We start from the raw sequence: 15955 nt of genomic DNA on the forward strand, positions 1-15955 counted from the left end.
CCTACCACCGCCCCTAAAACCCTGCACCGTCCCCCCCGGAACACCCCCACCCCCCGGAACAACCAGATGGGGGCGCGGCCCCCCCCCCGCGCCCCCGCCCCAGAACCCACCCCCACCCCCACCCCCAGCACCAACCCACCCCCAGCAACCCCCCACCCACCCCGCACCTCCCCTCCAGCGAGAGGGACGCGCTGCGGAAGGGGGCGGCACAGGGGGCGGCCCGGAGAGGGGCGTGACGGGTGATTTTCAGACTGCCACCGCACCCAACGCCCCACCCAACAGAATGGGCAGTCCGAAAATCACCCAGCCCCCGGAGCGGCCACCCCCGGAGCCACCCCCGGCCACCCACCCTCCCGAAAGCCACCCCCACAACAGACACCCCCACGCAACAGACACCCCGCACAGAGACACCCCCACCCCGCCATCCGCCGGTAAGCCCCCGTTCAGCGGCTTCCTCCCCCCGCAATCCGGGAAAGAGAAGGTGAACGGGTTCCGGGACACCCCGTTCAGGGAGGGACGGCCATGGCGTCAGGGCAGGAGCTGGAAGCCGGGGTACGGCGGGACGGCGGCCCGCGCCAGACCGAGCCACCGTGGCCCGGCAGCTGGCAGCCGCTCGGCGCCCGCTTCCGGACCGATCAACTCGGCGGCACGGGCACCAACTTCGCGCTCTGGGCGGCCGGCGCCGAGGCCGTCGACCTGTGCCTGTTCGACGAGGACGGCCGGGAGAGCCGGCACCGCCTGACCGAGCAGGACTTCCAGATCTGGCACGGCTTCCTGCCCGGCGTACACCCCGGCACCCGCTACGGCTTCCGGGTGCACGGCCGCTGGGACCCGTGGACCGGCGCGCGCTGGAACCCGGCGAAGCTGCTGCTCGACCCGTACGCCCGCGCCGTCGACGGCTGTTACACCGCGCACGACGCCGCCTGCTCCGCCGTCCGCAACTGGCCGGAGGCCGACGTCGCCGACACCGTCCGGGACAACCGCGACTCCGCCCCCTACGTGCCCAGATCCGTGGTCGTCCACGATGACGACGACTGGTACGACGACCACCGCCCGAAGACCCCGTGGGCCGAGACGGTGCTCTATGAGCTCCACGTCCGCGGCTTCACCATGCGCCACCCCGACATCCCGCCCCACCTGCGCGGCACCTACGCCGGCCTGGCCCACCCCGCCGCGATCGCCCACCTCACCCGCCTCGGCGTCACCGCCGTCGAGCTGCTGCCGGTGCACCAGTACGCCAGCGAGGACCACCTACAGGCCCGCGGCCTGGTCAACTACTGGGGCTACAACACGATCGGCTACTTCGCCCCGCACGCCGGCTACTCCGCCTCCGGCTCGCGCGGCGGCCAGGTCGGCGAGTTCAAGCGAATGGTCCGCGCCCTGCACGCCGCCGGGATCGAGGTGATCCTCGACGTGGTGTTCAACCACACCGCCGAGGGCGCCGAGCTCGGCCCGGCGCTCTCGCTGCGCGGCATCGACAACGCCGCCTACTACCGCCTGGCCCCGCACCGCCCGCGCGGCTACGCCGACTACACCGGCTGCGGCAACACCCTGGACACCCGCCGCCCGCAGGTGATCCGGCTGATCACCGACGCACTGCGCTACTGGGTCACCGAGATGGGCGTGGACGGCTTCCGCTTCGACCTCGCGGCCGCCCTGGCCCGGGGCACGGACGGGGTCGACATGGAGCACCCCTTCCTCGCCGCCGTCTCCCAGGATCCCGTGCTCAGCCGGGTGAAGCTGATCGCCGAGCCCTGGGACGTCGGCCCGGGCGGCTACCAGGTCGGCGGCTTCCCCCCGTTGTGGGCCGAGTGGAACGACAAGTACCGCGACACCGTACGGGACTTCTGGCGCGGCGCCCGCCCGGACGTGCGCGAACTCGGGTACCGGCTCTCCGGCTCCTCCGACCTCTACCAGCGCGGCGGCCGCCGCCCGTACGCCTCCGTCAACTACGTGACCGCGCACGACGGTTTCACCCTGCGCGACCTCGTCTCCTACGACCGCAAGCACAACGAGGCCAACGGCGAGGCCAACCGGGACGGCACCGACGACAACCGCTCCTGGAACCACGGCGCCGAGGGCGAGACCACCGACCCCGCGGTCAACGCGCTGCGGCTGCGCCAAATGCGCAACCTGACGGCCACGGTGCTGCTCTCCGCCGGCGTCCCGATGATCACCGCCGGGGACGAGCTCGGCCGCACCCAGGGCGGCAACAACAACGCCTACTGCCAGGACGGCGAGGTCAGTTGGCTCGACTGGTCGCTGCTGGAGCAGCCCGGCTGGCGCGAGCTGTGCGACCTGACCGCCCGGCTGATCCGGCTGCGCCGCGCCCACCCGGTGCTGCGCCAACGGGCGTTCTTCTCCGGCCGGGCCGCCGCCCCCGGCGGTCAGCCGGACCTCGCCTGGTTCACCCCGCTCGGCAAGGAGATGACCGAGGCGGACTGGTTCGCCCCCACCGCCTGCCTCGGCATGCTGCTCTCCGGCACCGCGATGTCCGAACGGGACGGCGCCGGCCGGCCAGCCAGGGACGACAGCTTCCTGCTGCTGCTCAACGCGGGCCGCGAACCGGTGGTGTTCACCCTGCCCGGGGAGCCCTGGGCGGCCCCGGAGGCCGCGTACGAGACGGTGGTGGACACGGCCGCCGCGGGCACGGGCGAGCCGTACCCGCGGGGCGCGGTGGTGCTGGGCGGGCGCTCGCTGCAGCTGCTGCGGGCGCCCGCCCACGTGGGGTGATCAGGCCAGGGCGTGACCGACCTCGACGTTCTCCAGGATGCCGATCGCGTCCGGCACCAGCACCGCCGCCGAGTAGTAGGCGCTGACTCGTCCGGGGTGGGCGCGCCCGCGTGGGTCTGGATCCGCTGGTCGAAGTCGGCGTTGCCGAGCAGGCCGAACTCCGGGTTGTTGATGAGCTCGTGCTCCTGCCGCTCGCGCAGCGCCTCGATGGTCAGCCGCAGCTGCTCCTCGGTCTGGTTCATCGGCTTGTTGTAGAGGTCCGCGACCCGGGTGTGGACCTTGAGGACGGTCTGCGCGACGCTCAGCTCGTACTCGCGCGGCTCCAGCTCGTAGTCCACGAAGGCGGTGGGCAGCTCGTACTCGCCCTCTCGGCCGATCGGCAGGGGCTCGCAAGAGGCGCGCGGCGCACTCCTCCCTGCACGAACGGTGTCGCACACCCCGAGCTCCGCCCGCACCCCGCCGTCCGGATGGCCGGTTCTCGCCGGGTACCACCGACAGGGGCGAAAAACCGGATGAGAAGTGACGGGCTCTCTGCCTACCCTCACCGCGATGGCCGAGAACAGACAAGACGACGCCCCCGCGACCGGGAGCCACCGCTCCACGGTCCGCTCCCTGCTGCGCCTGTGGCCCTACGCCCGGGCCGTGCGCGGCCGCCTCGCCGTCTCGGTGTCGGCCGCCTCGCTCGCCATGCTCAGCACCCTCGCCGTCCCGATGGTGCTCGGCCGGATCGTCGACGGCCCGCTCGCCTCACACGACCTGGCCGGCCTCTGGCCGCCGGTCGGCCTGCTGCTGCTCCTCGGCATGGTCGAGGCCGCACTGTTCTACACCCGCCGGGTGGTCCTCTCCCGCCCGCTGGGCCGGCTGGAGGCCGCCATGCGCGGGGACCTCTACGCCAAGCTCCAGCGGCTGCCGGTCTCCTTCCACGACCGCTGGGGCTCCGGCCAGCTGCTCTCCCGGGCCACCACCGACATGAACGCCATGCGGATCTTCCTGGCCTTCCCGCTGGTGTTCCTGGTCGTCAACTCGGTGACACTCCTGGCCGGCACGGTGCTGATGTTCACCCAGGACTGGCGGCTCGCCCTGATCGCCCTGCTGCCCTCCGTGCCGCTGTTCGTACTCACCCGGCGCTTCGAGTCCGGCTACTCCGGCGCCGCCCGGCTCGCCCAGGACCAGAACGGCGACCTCGCCACCGTGGTCGAGGAGTCCATCCTCGGCATCCGCATCCTCAAGGCCTTCGGCCGCCACCGCTCGATGGCCGAGCACTTCCGCGAACAGTCACACCGGCTGCGCCATACCGAACTGCGCAAGGCCCACCTGCTCGCCAACCTGTGGGCGGTGATCGTCGGCCTGCCGGAGATCGCCCTCGGCTGCGCCCTGGCCGTCGGCGCCTACCTGGTCGCCCATGACGAGCTGAGCGCCGGCACCCTGGTCGCCTTCCTCTCCACCGCGCTCGCGCTGCGCTGGCCGGTCGAGTCGATCGGCTGGCTGCTCGCCTACGCCAACGAGGCCGCCACCGCCACCGACCGCTTCTTCGAGGTCCTGGACGAACCCGAGACCGAGGACCGGGGCACCGCCACCCGCCTCGGCGCCCCGGACGGCATCCGCTTCACCGGCGTCCGCTTCCGCTACCCCGACGCCCCCGCCGACAGCCCCGACCTGCTGGCCGGCATCGACCTGCACGTCCGCAGCGGCGAGACGATGGCCCTGGTCGGCGCCACCGGCAGCGGCAAGACCACACTCACCACGCTGCTCCCCCGGCTGTACGAGGCCACCGCCGGCACCATCACCCTGGACAGCCGGGACATCCGCGAGCTGCCGCGGGAGAAGCTGCGCGAACTGGTCGCGGTGGCCTTCGAGGAGCCCACTCTGTTCTCCGCCACCGTCCGGGAGAACGTGCTGATGGGCGCCCCCGGCGCGGACGAGCGGCAGCTGCTCTCGGCCCTCGCCACCGCCCAGGCCGGCTTCGTCGACCAGCTCCCGGCCGGGGTGGAGACCGAGGTCGGCGAGCAGGGCCTGAGCCTGTCCGGCGGCCAGCGCCAGCGCCTCGCGCTGGCGCGCGCGGTGATCGGCGGCCCGGCCTTCCTGGTGCTGGACGACCCCCTCTCCGCCCTCGACGTGCACACCGAGGCCCTGGTCGAACGGGCGCTGCGCGAGGTGCTCGGCTCCACCACCGCCCTGGTGGTCGCCCACCGCCCGAGCACCGTGCTGCTCGCCGACCGGGTCGCGGTGCTCGCGGACGGCCGGATCGAAGCCGTCGGCACCCACCAGGAACTGCTGCGCGACTGCGCGCACTACCGCGAACTGATGTCGGGCGAGGCCGCCCTCGGGTCGGACGGCCCCTTCGTCCCGGAAAGGGAGCCCGCCCGATGACCACCACCGTCCAGTCCGCCCAGCCCTCCCAGCCCGAACCGGTCGAGCCGGTCGAACCGGTCGAGCCGGTCGAGGAGGAGCTGCCCCCGCCCCCGGCCGACGAAGAGGACATCCCCGTCCCGCCCGGCGCGCCGAGGGCACTGCTGCGCTCGCTGCTCGGCCCGCACCGGGCCCGGATCGCCGTCGCGATGGTGGTGATCCTGGTCCAGCAGGCCGCGCTGCAGTCCGGCCCGCTGCTGGTCGCGGTGGCGATGGACCGCGGCATCCCGGCACTGCGCGAGCACGACTCCGGCCCGCTGGTCGCGGTGGTGGCCGGCTACCTGTGTTGCGCCCTGCTCAGCCCGCTGCTGCAGTGGGCGTTCATCAAGATCAGCGCCCGGGTCAACCAGGACGTCCTGCTGGAGCTGCGCGGCCGGATCTTCCGGCACGCCCAGCGGCTCAGCCTGGACTTCCACGAGCGCTACACCTCGGGCCGGATCATCTCCCGCGCCACCAGCGACATCGACGCGCTGCGCGAGCTGCTCTCCGAAGGGCTCCAGGAGCTGCTGGCCGTCTTCCTGTCGGTCTGTTACATCTCGGTGCTGCTGGTGGTACTGGACTGGCGGCTCGGCCTGGCCTCGCTGCTCGCCTTCCTGCCGCTGGCCCTGGTCGCCCGGTCCTTCCGCACCCGCTCCCGCCGGGTCTACCGCCGCTCACGGACCGCCGCGGCCTCGATGATCGTGCGCTTCACCGAGACCATGAACGGCATCCGCCCGGTGCAGGCCTTCCGCCGCGAGAAGGCCAACGACGCCGCCTTCGCCGTGGTCAACTCGCAGTCCTCCACGGCCAACGCGGAGGGCTTCCTGGAACTGGCCCGCTACGTCGGCCTCTCCCGCGCCACCGCCAACCTCTGGACCACCGGCATCGTGCTGTTCGGGGCCTACCTGGTGGTGGACGACGCGCTGGAGCTGGGCGTGCTCACCGCCTTCGTGCTCTACCTGCGCCGCCTGTTCGACCCGATCGACCAGCTGGCGATGTTCCTGAACAGCTACCAGGCCGCCGCCGCGGCGCTGGAGAAGATCGCCGGCCTGCTGGCCCACGAGCCGACCGTCGCCGAGCCGACCGCGCCCGTACAGCTGCCGCCACCGCCCCGCGCCGAAGGAGGGAGTGCCGGAGCGAAGAGCGTCGGCGCCGGGTCGGAGCGCCCGGAGGCGAGCGGGCGAATCCCGCCCCGAGCCGAAGGGCGCGCCGGTGCCGAAAGCGAGGAGCGACCAGCGACCGACGAAGGAGGGAGTGCCGGAGCGAAGAGCGTCGGCGCCGGGTCCGAGCGCCCGGAGGCGAGCGGGCGAGTCACAGCCCGCGAGGTCTCCTTCGAGCGGACCCGCTTCGCCTACCGCACCGGCAAGGAGGTGCTGCCGCCCTTCGACCTGCTGATCCCGGCCGGGCAGACGGTCGCGGTGGTCGGGGCGACCGGCGCGGGCAAGTCAACGGTCGCCAAGCTGCTGGCCCGCTTCTACGACCCCACCGACGGCCGGATCCGGCTGGACGGGGTGGACCTGCGCGACCTCGCCACCCCCGAGCTGCGGCGCGCAGTGGTGATGGTGACCCAGGAGTCCTTCCTGTTCTCCGGCACCGTCGCGGAGAACATCGCGATCGGCCGCCCCGGCGCCACCCGCGCGCAGGTCGAGCAGGCCGCCCGCGACATCGGCGCCCACGCGTTCATCACCGCGCTCCCGGACGGCTTCGACACCGACGTGCGCAAGCGCGGCGGCCGGATCTCCGCCGGCCAGCGCCAGCTGGTCGCCTTCGCCCGCGCCCTGCTGGCCGACCCGGCCGTGCTGATCCTGGACGAGGCCACCAGCTCCCTGGACGTCCCCGGCGAGCAGGCGGTCCAGCGGGCGATGCGCACCGTGCTGGCCGGCCGGACGGCGGTGATCATCGCGCACCGGCTCTCCACGGTGGAGATCGCCGACCGCGTCCTGGTGATGGACCAGGGCCGGATCGTCGAGGACGGCTCCCCGCGGGACCTGATCGACGGCTCCGGCCGCTTCGCCGCCCTCCACCGGGCCTGGCGGGACAGCCTCGTCTAGGAGGTCCACAGTTGTGCCCGGCCGGGTGCGCCGTCACGCACCCGGCCGGGCCGCTCGGCTCCTGCGGCCGGGTCAGTCCACCGTCACCGCGAAGTCGGTGTGCCGGTCCGGCGAGGGGCAGTCCTCCTGCCCGGCCACGTCCAGCGTCCCGCCCGGCAGCACCTGCCCGGCGGCCGTCGAGGAGTCGATCATCACGGCCGGGTCGATGAAGACCGCGTCGTGGTAGCGCGGCCCCTCCGCGTAGTGGCAGGTCAGCGCGCGCGGCGAGGTGACGGTGCAGCCGTACGGCGGCGTGCCGGTCAGCGTGGTGTGCTCGGGCACCGTGATCCGTACGTCGATCGGGTGCCGCGAGTACGACGGACCGGCGTTGTACGCCCACAGCGGCAGGTCGACGGTCGCCCCGGGCTTGCCGGTGAGGTCGCCCGGCTGTGGGACGGGGTGCCCGGCCTCCCAGGCGGAGGAGGCCCCGACCATGAAGTGCGCCCTGGTGTCGGCGGTGGTGAAGCTGTACGGGGTGGTGTGGCCGGACTGGTCCGGGTCACCCGGGTAGAAGGCCTGGACGTCACCGCTGACGGTGGTGAACGGCAAGGTGATCGGCGCGACGTGCAGCGACAGCCGCTCGACCGAGCTCGCCCCCGGCGCCAGCCCGGCCGGGACCCGGTACGAGCTGCCGGTGCCGAAGTAGGTAAGGGTGACCGGCGGGTCCGCCGACTCCACCACGCCCGGCGACGGGAAGTGCACGACCACCAGGGTCTCGTCGCTGGTGGCGGCCGGGCCCCGGTTGGTGACCTTCACCTCCAGGATCCCGTCCTCGCCCGGGACCACCGGGTCCTGCGGCGGGCAGAGTTCGACGGACAGCCGCGCGGTCGCCGGTGGCGCCGCGAGGGGGGCGGTGGCCGCCTGGGCCGGCCACGCCGCAAGGAGCACCGAGAACGCGGCCAGGGCGGCAGTCCGCAGGGTTCGCGTCATGACCACCACGCTCCCCTCGCCCGACACCCAGGGCAAGCGGACGGCCGCCGTCCGTAGCACACCGGACGGCAGCCGCAGCGGACGGTGTCAGCGCCCGCGGGTGTCAGCGCAGCAGCCCCGCGTCCATCCCCGCCGACTCCGCCGGGAGGGCGACCAGCCCCAGCTCGGCCGGGGAGGCCAGTCGGGGGTGGGCGGGCAGCACCCGGACGGTGTAACCGAACGGGCCGGTGCGGCCGAGCTCCAGCGAGCCCTCGTAGCGGGTGCGGCCGTCCAGGTCCGGACCGCCGACCGGCTTGAGGGCGAGCACCGAGGCGTCCGAGATGCCGTCGGTCTCGTCCACCCGGCCGGAGACCGCCTGCACCTCGACGTCGCCCGGCTCCAGCGCCCCGAGCGCGACCTGCACCCGCAGCGCCAGCGAGCTGCCCAGCTCCTGGGCCTCGGCCGGGCAGTCGGCCTCGACGTGCTCGACCCGCACGGCCGGCCAGCCGTCCCGGACCTTCGCCTTCCACAGCGCCAGCTCACGGGCGGCTGTGAACCGCCCGCTCGCCTCCGGGCGCTCGGACCCGACGCCGACGCTCCCTTCGGCACGGGGCGGGAGCTCCGCCCTCAGCTCCCGCTCGGCCAGCGCCGCCGGGGCGTACAGCCGCTCGACGTACTCGCGCACCATCCGCCCGGCCAGCACCTTGGGGCCGAGAGTGACCAGGGTGTGCCGGACCATGGCGATCCAGCGGTGCGGCAGCCCGTCGGTGCCCCGGTCGTAGAACCGGCCGGCGACCTGCCCCTCGATCAGGTCGTACAGCGCGGCGGCCTCGATGTCGTCGCGCCGCTCGGCCTCGCTGCTCTCCGGGTCGAGCACGCCGGCGGCCTCGTCGGCGGTGGGGATCGCCCAGCCGTTCTGGCCGTCGTACCACTCGTCCCACCAGCCGTCCAGGACGGACAGGTTGAGGCCGCCGTTGAGCGCGGCCTTCATCCCGGAGGTGCCGCAGGCCTCCAGCGGGCGCAGCGGGTTGTTCAGCCAGACGTCGCAGCCCGGGTAGAGGTGCCGGGCCATCGCCATGTCGTAGTCCGGCAGGAAGACGATCCGGTGCCGCACCGTCGGGTCGTCGGCGAAGGCGACCATCTGCTGGATCAGCCGCTTGCCGCCGTCGTCGGCCGGGTGGGCCTTGCCGGCCACCACGATCTGCACCGGCCGGGTGGGGTGCAGCAGCAGGGCGCGCAGCCGGTCCGGGTCGCGCAGCATCAGGGTGAGCCGCTTGTACGAGGGCACCCGGCGGGCGAAGCCGATGGTGAGCACGTCGGGGTCGAGCACCGAGGAGACCCAGCCGAGTTCGGCCTCGCCGGCCCCGCGCTGGCGCCAGGAGGCGCGCAGCCGGCGGCGGGCCTCGTCCACCAGCTGGACCCGCAGGCTGCGGCGCAGGTCCCAGATCTCGGTGTTGCCGATCCGCTCCAGGCCGGTCCAGCGCTGGGTCTCGCCGGTGGTCATCGCCTCCTCGGCGCGGTCGGCGCCGATCTCGGCGGCGCCGAGGCGGACCACGGCCGGGTCGATCCAGGTGGCGGCGTGGACGCCGTTGGTGACCGAGGTGATCGGCACCTCGGCGGGGTCGAAGCCGGGCCAGAGGCCGTTGAACATCGAGCGGCTGACCTCGCCGTGCAGGGTGGAGACCCCGTTGGCGCGCTGGGCGAGCCGCAGGCCCATGGCGGCCATGTTGAACAGCTTCGGGTCCCCACCGTGCCAGGTCTCGGCGCCGAGCCCGAGCACCGACTCGACCGGGACGCCGGGCAGCGCGACGTCGCCGCCGAAGTGGCGGGCGACCAGCTCGCGGTCGAAGCGGTCGATGCCGGCCGGGACGGGGGTGTGGGTGGTGAACAGGGTGCCGGCCCGGACGGACTCCAGGGCGGCGGCGAAGTCCAGGCCCGCTGTGCCGGTTTCGGCTGGGCCGGCGGCGACGAGCTCGCGGATCCGTTCGACGCCGAGGAAGCCGGCGTGGCCCTCGTTGGTGTGGAAGACCTCGGGGGCCGGGTGCCCGGTGAGCCGGCAGTAGGCGCGCACGGCCCGGACGCCGCCGATGCCGAGCAGCATCTCCTGGAGCAGCCGGTGCTCGCTGCCGCCGCCGTAGAGCCGGTCGGTCACCTCCCGTTCGGCGGGCGAGTTGGCCTCGATGTCGGAGTCGAGCAGCAGCAGCGGGACCCGCCCGACCTGCGCCTTCCAGATGTGGGCGGCCAGGGTGCGGCCGCCGGGCAGGGCGAGGTCGACCCGGCAGGGGGTGCCGTCGGGCTCGCGGAGCAGGCTGACGGCGAGCTCGTCCGGGTCCAGCAGCGGGTAGCGCTCCTGCTGCCAGCCGTCCCGGTTGAGCGACTGGCGGAAGTAGCCGTGCCGGTAGAACAGCCCGACGCCGATGATCGGCACGCCGAGGTCGCTGGCCGCCTTGAGGTGGTCGCCGGCCAGGATGCCGAGGCCGCCGGAGTACTGGGGCAGCGTGGCGGCGATGCCGTACTCGGGCGAGAAGTAGGCGATCGCGGCGGGCGGCGGGGTGGCCCCGGCCTCCAGCTGGGTCTGGTACCAGCGCGGCCCGGTGAGGTACTCGCGCAGGTCGTCGGCGAGGTCGCCGAGTCTGCGCAGGAACCGCCGGTCGGCGGCGAGCGCGGCGAGCCGGGCGGCCGGGACCTCCCCGAGCAGCCGCACCGGGTCCTCCCCGGTCGCCGCCCAGACCTCCGGGTCCACGGACCGGAAGAGGTCCCTGGTCTCGGGGTGCCAGGACCAGCGCAGGTTGAGGGCCAGCTCGTGCAACGGCTGGAGTTGTTCGGGCAGGACGGTGCGGACGGTGAATCTGCGGATTGCCTTCACAGGCGTGAAGCGTAGCCTTCGAGGTCGCCATGACAGTGGGTCAAGTGGACTATTGGGCATCCGTTCGGCCTATTGATGAGATCGCATTCGGCGCATTGGTCTGCACGGGGGGCGCGCGAGGCGCACACTCCAGGGCGTCGCGCTACCAATGCATGAACTCTGTGGAACAGATCCATTTCCGGTTGCTCATCCACTCCGGACAAAGCCCGAAACTACTGTCGTACCGCTGCGAAAACCTTGTCCCCGATGCGAGGATGACCGAAGGTCGTAGATGCTGCGGGGACGCCTCCCGTCACCGTGAAGCAGCACGTCCGAATCCTTTTCGCGTTGATCGTTCCCGTTCTCCCTTAGTCCGTTCGGCGCGCGCCGCGCACCGACGCGTGTCCTCGACACCGGTCCGCTCGTTCACGGGTCGACCGAGCCGCCAGGGGCGTGCCCCCCGGAGGCGTGCGCCGGGACACGCGCGGGCTCCGGGGCGTCCAGCCACCGCCACGGCGGGCGCCGGGCAGGTTGCCGGGGACAGCGGCGCGGGCAGGCTCCGGTCGCACGTCCTCCCCACCCAGCAGTCCTCCCGGTACTCCCCTGGCCCGACCCCCCGGCCCGCGGGAGCTGCCGCCGATCTCGGGCAGGAGTTTGGCATGCACGGCGACACGCGGGACCAGTCCACACCGGTGGCCGAAACCCTCGACGCAGCGGTCGCGGAATCCGCCGCGCGGATGGATTCTGACACTCGGACAGACCCGGCGATGCCGTCGCCCAGGGTGTCCGGGGCGGATCGGACCGAATCCTCCGAATCCCCGGCCTCCACGGCACAGCCCTCCGCAGCGGCCCGACAACCCGGGGCCGAGGAGGGCCGGACCGCGGCACCGCGCAGGCGCACCACCACCACGCGCCGCACCACCGCCGCCGCGACGGCCACCACCCGCCCGGCCGCCGGCCCCGAAGCCGACACCTCGGCCGCTGCCGCCGCCACCGCCCCTGCCCGCAGGAGCGGCGCGAAGGGCACGGCCAAGAGCCCCACCAAGAGCACGACCAAGACCGCCACCAAGCCCTCCGCCCGCAAGACGACAGAGAGCGACACCGTGATCGGCCGCATCCCCGTCCTGGACGTCAGCCCCACCGTCGACGCCGGCCGCCGCCCGGCCAAGGCCGTCGTCGGCGAGACCTTCGCGGTCACCGCGACCGTCTTCCGCGAGGGCCACGACGCCGTCAACGCCAACGTGGTGCTGCGCGACCCGCGCGGCCGCAGCGGCCCGTGGACGCCGATGCGCGAGCTCGCCGAGGGTACCGACCGCTGGGGCGCGTACGTCACCCCGACCGCGCCCGGCCGCTGGTCGTACCTGGTGGAGGCGTGGAGCGACCCGATCGCCACCTGGCGCAAGGCCGCCTCGATCAAGCTGCCGGCCGGGATCGACACCGCGCTGGTGCTGGAGGAGGGCGCCCGGCTGCTGGAGCAGGCCGCCGCCGGGGTGCCGAAGAAGGAGGGCCGGGCGCACGTGCTGGCCGCTGCCGGCGCGCTGCGCGACCCGGGGCTGCCGCCGCTGTCCCGGCTGGCCGCCGCGCTCGCTCCCGAGGTGCTGGAGCTGCTGGCCCGCTATCCGCTGCGCGAGCTGCTCACCGCCTCCCGCCCGCTGCCGCTCCAGGTGGACCGCGAGCGCGCGCTGTTCGGCTCCTGGTACGAGTTCTTCCCCCGTTCGGAGGGCGCGGTGGTGGACCCGAACGGGGTCGAGCCGCCGCTTTCGGGCACCCTGCGCAGCGCCGCCGAGCGGCTTCCGGCGGTGGCCGCGATGGACTTCGACGTGGTCTACCTGCCGCCGGTGCACCCGATCGGGCGAGCCTTCCGCAAGGGCCCGGACAACACCCTGACGGCCGGTCCGCACGACGTCGGCTCACCCTGGGCGATCGGCTCCCCCGAGGGGGGCCACGACGCGATCCACCCGGACCTCGGCACCATCGAGGACTTCGACCACTTCGTCGCCGAGGCCCGGGCCCTGCACCTGGAGGTGGCCTTGGACTTCGCCCTCCAGTGCTCCCCCGACCACCCGTGGGTGAACAAGCACCCGGAATGGTTCAGCCACCGCGCGGACGGCACCATCGCGTACGCCGAGAACCCGCCGAAGAAGTATCAGGACATCTATCCGATCAACTTCGATCAGGACATGGATGGAATCGTCAAGGAAACCATTCGAACCCTCCGGTTCTGGATGTCCCACGGCGTCCGGATCTTCCGGGTCGACAATCCCCACACCAAGCCGCTGGTGTTCTGGGAGACGGTGCTCGGCGACATCGCCCGCACCGACCCGGATGTCGTGTTCCTGGCGGAGGCCTTCACCCGCCCGGCGATGATGCACACCCTCGCGAAGATCGGTTTCCACCAGTCGTACACGTACTTCACCTGGCGCAACACCAAAACCGAACTCACCGAGTACCTCACCGAACTCACCGGTGACACGGCGGCGTACATGCGCCCCAACTTCTTCACCAACACCCCGGACATCCTGCACGCCTTCCTCCAGCACGGCGGCCGCGCCGCCTTCGCGATCCGCGCGGTGCTCGCCGCCACGCTCTCCCCCAGCTACGGCATCTACGCCGGCTACGAGCTGTACGAGAACGAGCCGGCCCACCCGGGCTCCGAGGAGTACCTGCACTCGGAGAAGTACGAGCTGCGCCCGCGCGACTGGAACCGCACCGACACCCTCGCCCCGCTGCTCACCGTGCTGAACCGGCTGCGCCGGCGCCACCCCGCCCTGCGGCAGCTGCGCGACCTGCGCTTCCACCACACCGACAACGAGCAGGTGCTCGCCTACTCCAAGACCGCGACCACCCCCGAGGGCCTGACCGACCACGTGATCACGGTGGTCAACCTCGACCCGCACCACGTCCAGGAGGCCACCGTCACCCTCGACGGCGACGGCCCGTTCGCGGTGCACGACGAGCTCACCGGCGCCGTCTACACCTGGGGCCGGCACAACTACGTCCGGCTCGATCCCTCAGCCGAGCCGGCTCACCTCCTCACGGTTCGGAGGAACCCAGCGTGACAGTGAACGAGCCCGTCCCCGACACCTTCCCCGAGACCTCGAAGAAGAACCTGGACCCGGAGTGGTTCAAGCGTGCGGTCTTCTACGAGGTGCTGGTGCGGTCCTTCCAGGACAGTAACGGCGACGGGATCGGGGACCTCAAGGGGCTCACGGCCAGGCTCGACTACCTCCAGTGGCTCGGCATCGACTGCCTCTGGCTCCCGCCGTTCTTCGCCTCGCCGCTGCGCGACGGCGGCTACGACGTGGCCGACTACAAGTCGGTGCTGCCGGAGTTCGGCGACCTCGCCGACTTCATGGAGTTCGTCGACGCCGCGCACGCCCGAGGCATGCGCGTGATCATCGACTTCGTCATGAACCACACCAGCGACCAGCATCCGTGGTTCCAGGCCTCCCGCGCGGACCCGGACGGGCCGTACGGCGACTTCTACATGTGGGCCGACGACGACAAGCAGTACCCGGACGCCCGGATCATCTTCGTCGACACCGAGACCTCCAACTGGACCTACGACCCGGTCCGCAAGCAGTACTACTGGCACCGGTTCTTCTCGCACCAGCCGGACCTCAACTACGACAACCCCCGGGTCCAGGACGAGATGGTCGCCGGGCTGCGGTTCTGGCTGGACCTCGGCATCGACGGCTTCCGGCTGGACGCGGTGCCGTACCTGTTCGCCCGCGAGGGCACCAACTGCGAGAACCTGCCGGAGACCCACGAGTTCCTCAGGCGGCTCCGCAAGGAGATCGACGCCGACTACCCGGACACCGTGCTGCTCGCCGAGGCCAACCAGTGGCCGGAGGACGTGGTCGACTACTTCGGCGACTTCACCGGGGGCGGCGACGAGTGCCACATGGCGTTCCACTTCCCGGTGATGCCGCGGATCTTCATGGCGGTGCGCCGGGAGTCCCGCTACCCGGTGTCCGAGATCCTCGCCAAGACCCCGCAGATCCCCGCCGGCTGCCAGTGGGGCATCTTCCTGCGCAACCACGACGAGCTGACCCTGGAGATGGTCACCGACGAGGAGCGCGACTACATGTACGCGGAGTACGCCAAGGACCCCCGGATGCGCGCCAACGTGGGCATCCGCCGCCGGCTCGCCCCGCTGCTGGAGAACGACCGCAACCAGATCGAGCTGTTCACCGCCCTGCTGCTCTCCCTGCCCGGCTCGCCCGTGCTCTACTACGGGGACGAGATCGGCATGGGCGACAACATCTGGCTGGGCGACAGGGACGGCGTGCGCACGCCGATGCAGTGGACCCCGGACCGCAACGCGGGTTTCTCCTCGGCCGACCCGGGCAGGCTCAGTCTGCCGCCCATCATGGACCCGGTGTACGGCTACCAGGTGACCAACGTCGAGGCGCAGCAGAGCAGTTCGAGTTCGCTGCTGCACTGGACGCGTCGCATGATCGAGATCCGCAAGCTCAATCCGGCGTTCGGCCTCGGCACCTACACCGAACTGCCGTCCAGCAACCCCGCCGTGCTGGCCTTCGTGCGCGAGTACGAGGGGGACCTGGTCATGTGCGTGAACAACTTCTCGCGGTTCGCGCAGCCGACCGAGCTGGACCTGCGGCAGTACGGCGGGCGGTACCCGGTCGAGCTGATCGGCGGGGTGCGCTTCCCGTCGATCGGTGAGTGGCCCTACCTGCTCACGCTGGCCGGGCACGGCTTCTACTGGTTCCAGCTCCGGCAGCCCCCGCGCCTGAGCGGGACCAGGCGGCCGAAGTAACGATCCGCCGCGCTCCACGGCACCCCGGTCCGCACAGCACCACCTGACCCTCCGGGGGCGCGAGTTGAACCCCCGCGCTCCCGGAGTTCTCTGCACCACCGCGTACGGAGAACAGCCCAACGGCCACCCACACGAAGGCGTGACACCCGAGCCGTGCTCGCGTGCCGCGACCGCCGCGCCGCCGAAATCCGGAAGACTGACGGACCCGGC

The 15955-nt window shown here is 72.5% G+C and carries 8 protein-coding genes and 1 pseudogene; 5 read left to right on the top strand and 4 right to left on the bottom strand.

All coding sequences use genetic code 11. The features are described from left to right. Positions 1-522: 522 nt before the first annotated feature. The gene (gene glgX, locus ACZ3UD_RS07115) at positions 523-2733 is read left to right on the top strand and encodes a glycogen debranching protein GlgX (protein WP_465583202.1); all 2211 of its coding nucleotides are present in this window, start codon (positions 523-525) and stop codon (positions 2731-2733) included. Here glgX and ACZ3UD_RS07120 read toward each other — a convergent pair whose 3' ends face one another. Together ACZ3UD_RS07120 and ACZ3UD_RS07125 are read right to left on the bottom strand one after the other, a co-directional pair. Beyond that, a complete protein-coding gene (locus ACZ3UD_RS07120) occupies positions 2734-2796 on the bottom strand; it encodes a hypothetical protein (protein WP_465583645.1) in 63 nt (20 codons plus the stop codon). Next, positions 2796-3107: pseudogene (locus tag ACZ3UD_RS07125) on the bottom strand (Crp/Fnr family transcriptional regulator); the annotation flags it as partial. The pseudogene ACZ3UD_RS07125 and the gene ACZ3UD_RS07120, both read right to left, overlap by 1 nt. Positions 3108-3282: 175 nt before the next feature. On the opposite strand from ACZ3UD_RS07125, the gene ACZ3UD_RS07130 reads away from it, so the two are divergent. Together ACZ3UD_RS07130 and ACZ3UD_RS07135 are read left to right on the top strand one after the other, a co-directional pair. Further along, the gene (locus ACZ3UD_RS07130) at positions 3283-5103 is read left to right on the top strand and encodes an ABC transporter ATP-binding protein (protein WP_465583205.1); all 1821 of its coding nucleotides are present in this window, start codon (positions 3283-3285) and stop codon (positions 5101-5103) included. Further along, the gene (locus ACZ3UD_RS07135) at positions 5100-7172 is read left to right on the top strand and encodes an ABC transporter ATP-binding protein (protein WP_465583207.1); all 2073 of its coding nucleotides are present in this window, start codon (positions 5100-5102) and stop codon (positions 7170-7172) included. Before ACZ3UD_RS07130 ends, ACZ3UD_RS07135 begins: the two co-directional genes overlap by 4 nt. Before the next feature lie 72 nt (positions 7173-7244). On the opposite strand, the gene ACZ3UD_RS07140 is transcribed toward ACZ3UD_RS07135, so the two are convergent. Both ACZ3UD_RS07140 and glgP read right to left on the bottom strand, forming a co-directional pair. Next, positions 7245-8141 carry a hypothetical protein gene (locus tag ACZ3UD_RS07140; RefSeq protein ID WP_465583209.1) on the bottom strand — a complete coding sequence of 299 codons (897 nt, stop codon included), beginning with the start codon at positions 8139-8141 and terminating at the stop codon, positions 7245-7247. Between the two features lie 103 nt (positions 8142-8244). Next, a complete protein-coding gene (gene glgP / locus ACZ3UD_RS07145) occupies positions 8245-10986 on the bottom strand; it encodes an alpha-glucan family phosphorylase (RefSeq protein ID WP_465583212.1) in 2742 nt (913 codons plus the stop codon). A gap of 1082 nt (positions 10987-12068) precedes the next feature. Here glgP and ACZ3UD_RS07150 point away from each other — a divergent pair. Together ACZ3UD_RS07150 and treS are read left to right on the top strand one after the other, a co-directional pair. Beyond that, complete coding sequence (locus ACZ3UD_RS07150; RefSeq protein ID WP_465583648.1) at positions 12069-14024, top strand: alpha-1,4-glucan--maltose-1-phosphate maltosyltransferase; 1956 nt, start codon at positions 12069-12071, stop codon at positions 14022-14024. Further along, complete coding sequence (treS, locus tag ACZ3UD_RS07155; protein ID WP_465583215.1) at positions 14021-15745, top strand: maltose alpha-D-glucosyltransferase; 1725 nt, start codon at positions 14021-14023, stop codon at positions 15743-15745. Before ACZ3UD_RS07150 ends, treS begins: the two co-directional genes overlap by 4 nt. Positions 15746-15955 lie beyond the last annotated feature (210 nt).

The sequence above is a fragment of the Kitasatospora sp. NPDC023118 genome (assembly GCF_055560875.1).

Excerpts from the sequence above, each read along its gene's own strand:
- glgX (WP_465583202.1), top strand. The coding sequence starts at position 523 with ATGGCGTCAGGGCAGGAGCTGGAAGCCGGGGTACGGCGGGACGGCGGC.
- ACZ3UD_RS07130 (WP_465583205.1), top strand. The coding sequence starts at position 3,283 with ATGGCCGAGAACAGACAAGACGACGCCCCCGCGACCGGGAGCCACCGC.
- ACZ3UD_RS07135 (WP_465583207.1), top strand. The coding sequence starts at position 5,100 with ATGACCACCACCGTCCAGTCCGCCCAGCCCTCCCAGCCCGAACCGGTC.
- ACZ3UD_RS07140 (WP_465583209.1), bottom strand. The coding sequence starts at position 8,141 with ATGACGCGAACCCTGCGGACTGCCGCCCTGGCCGCGTTCTCGGTGCTC.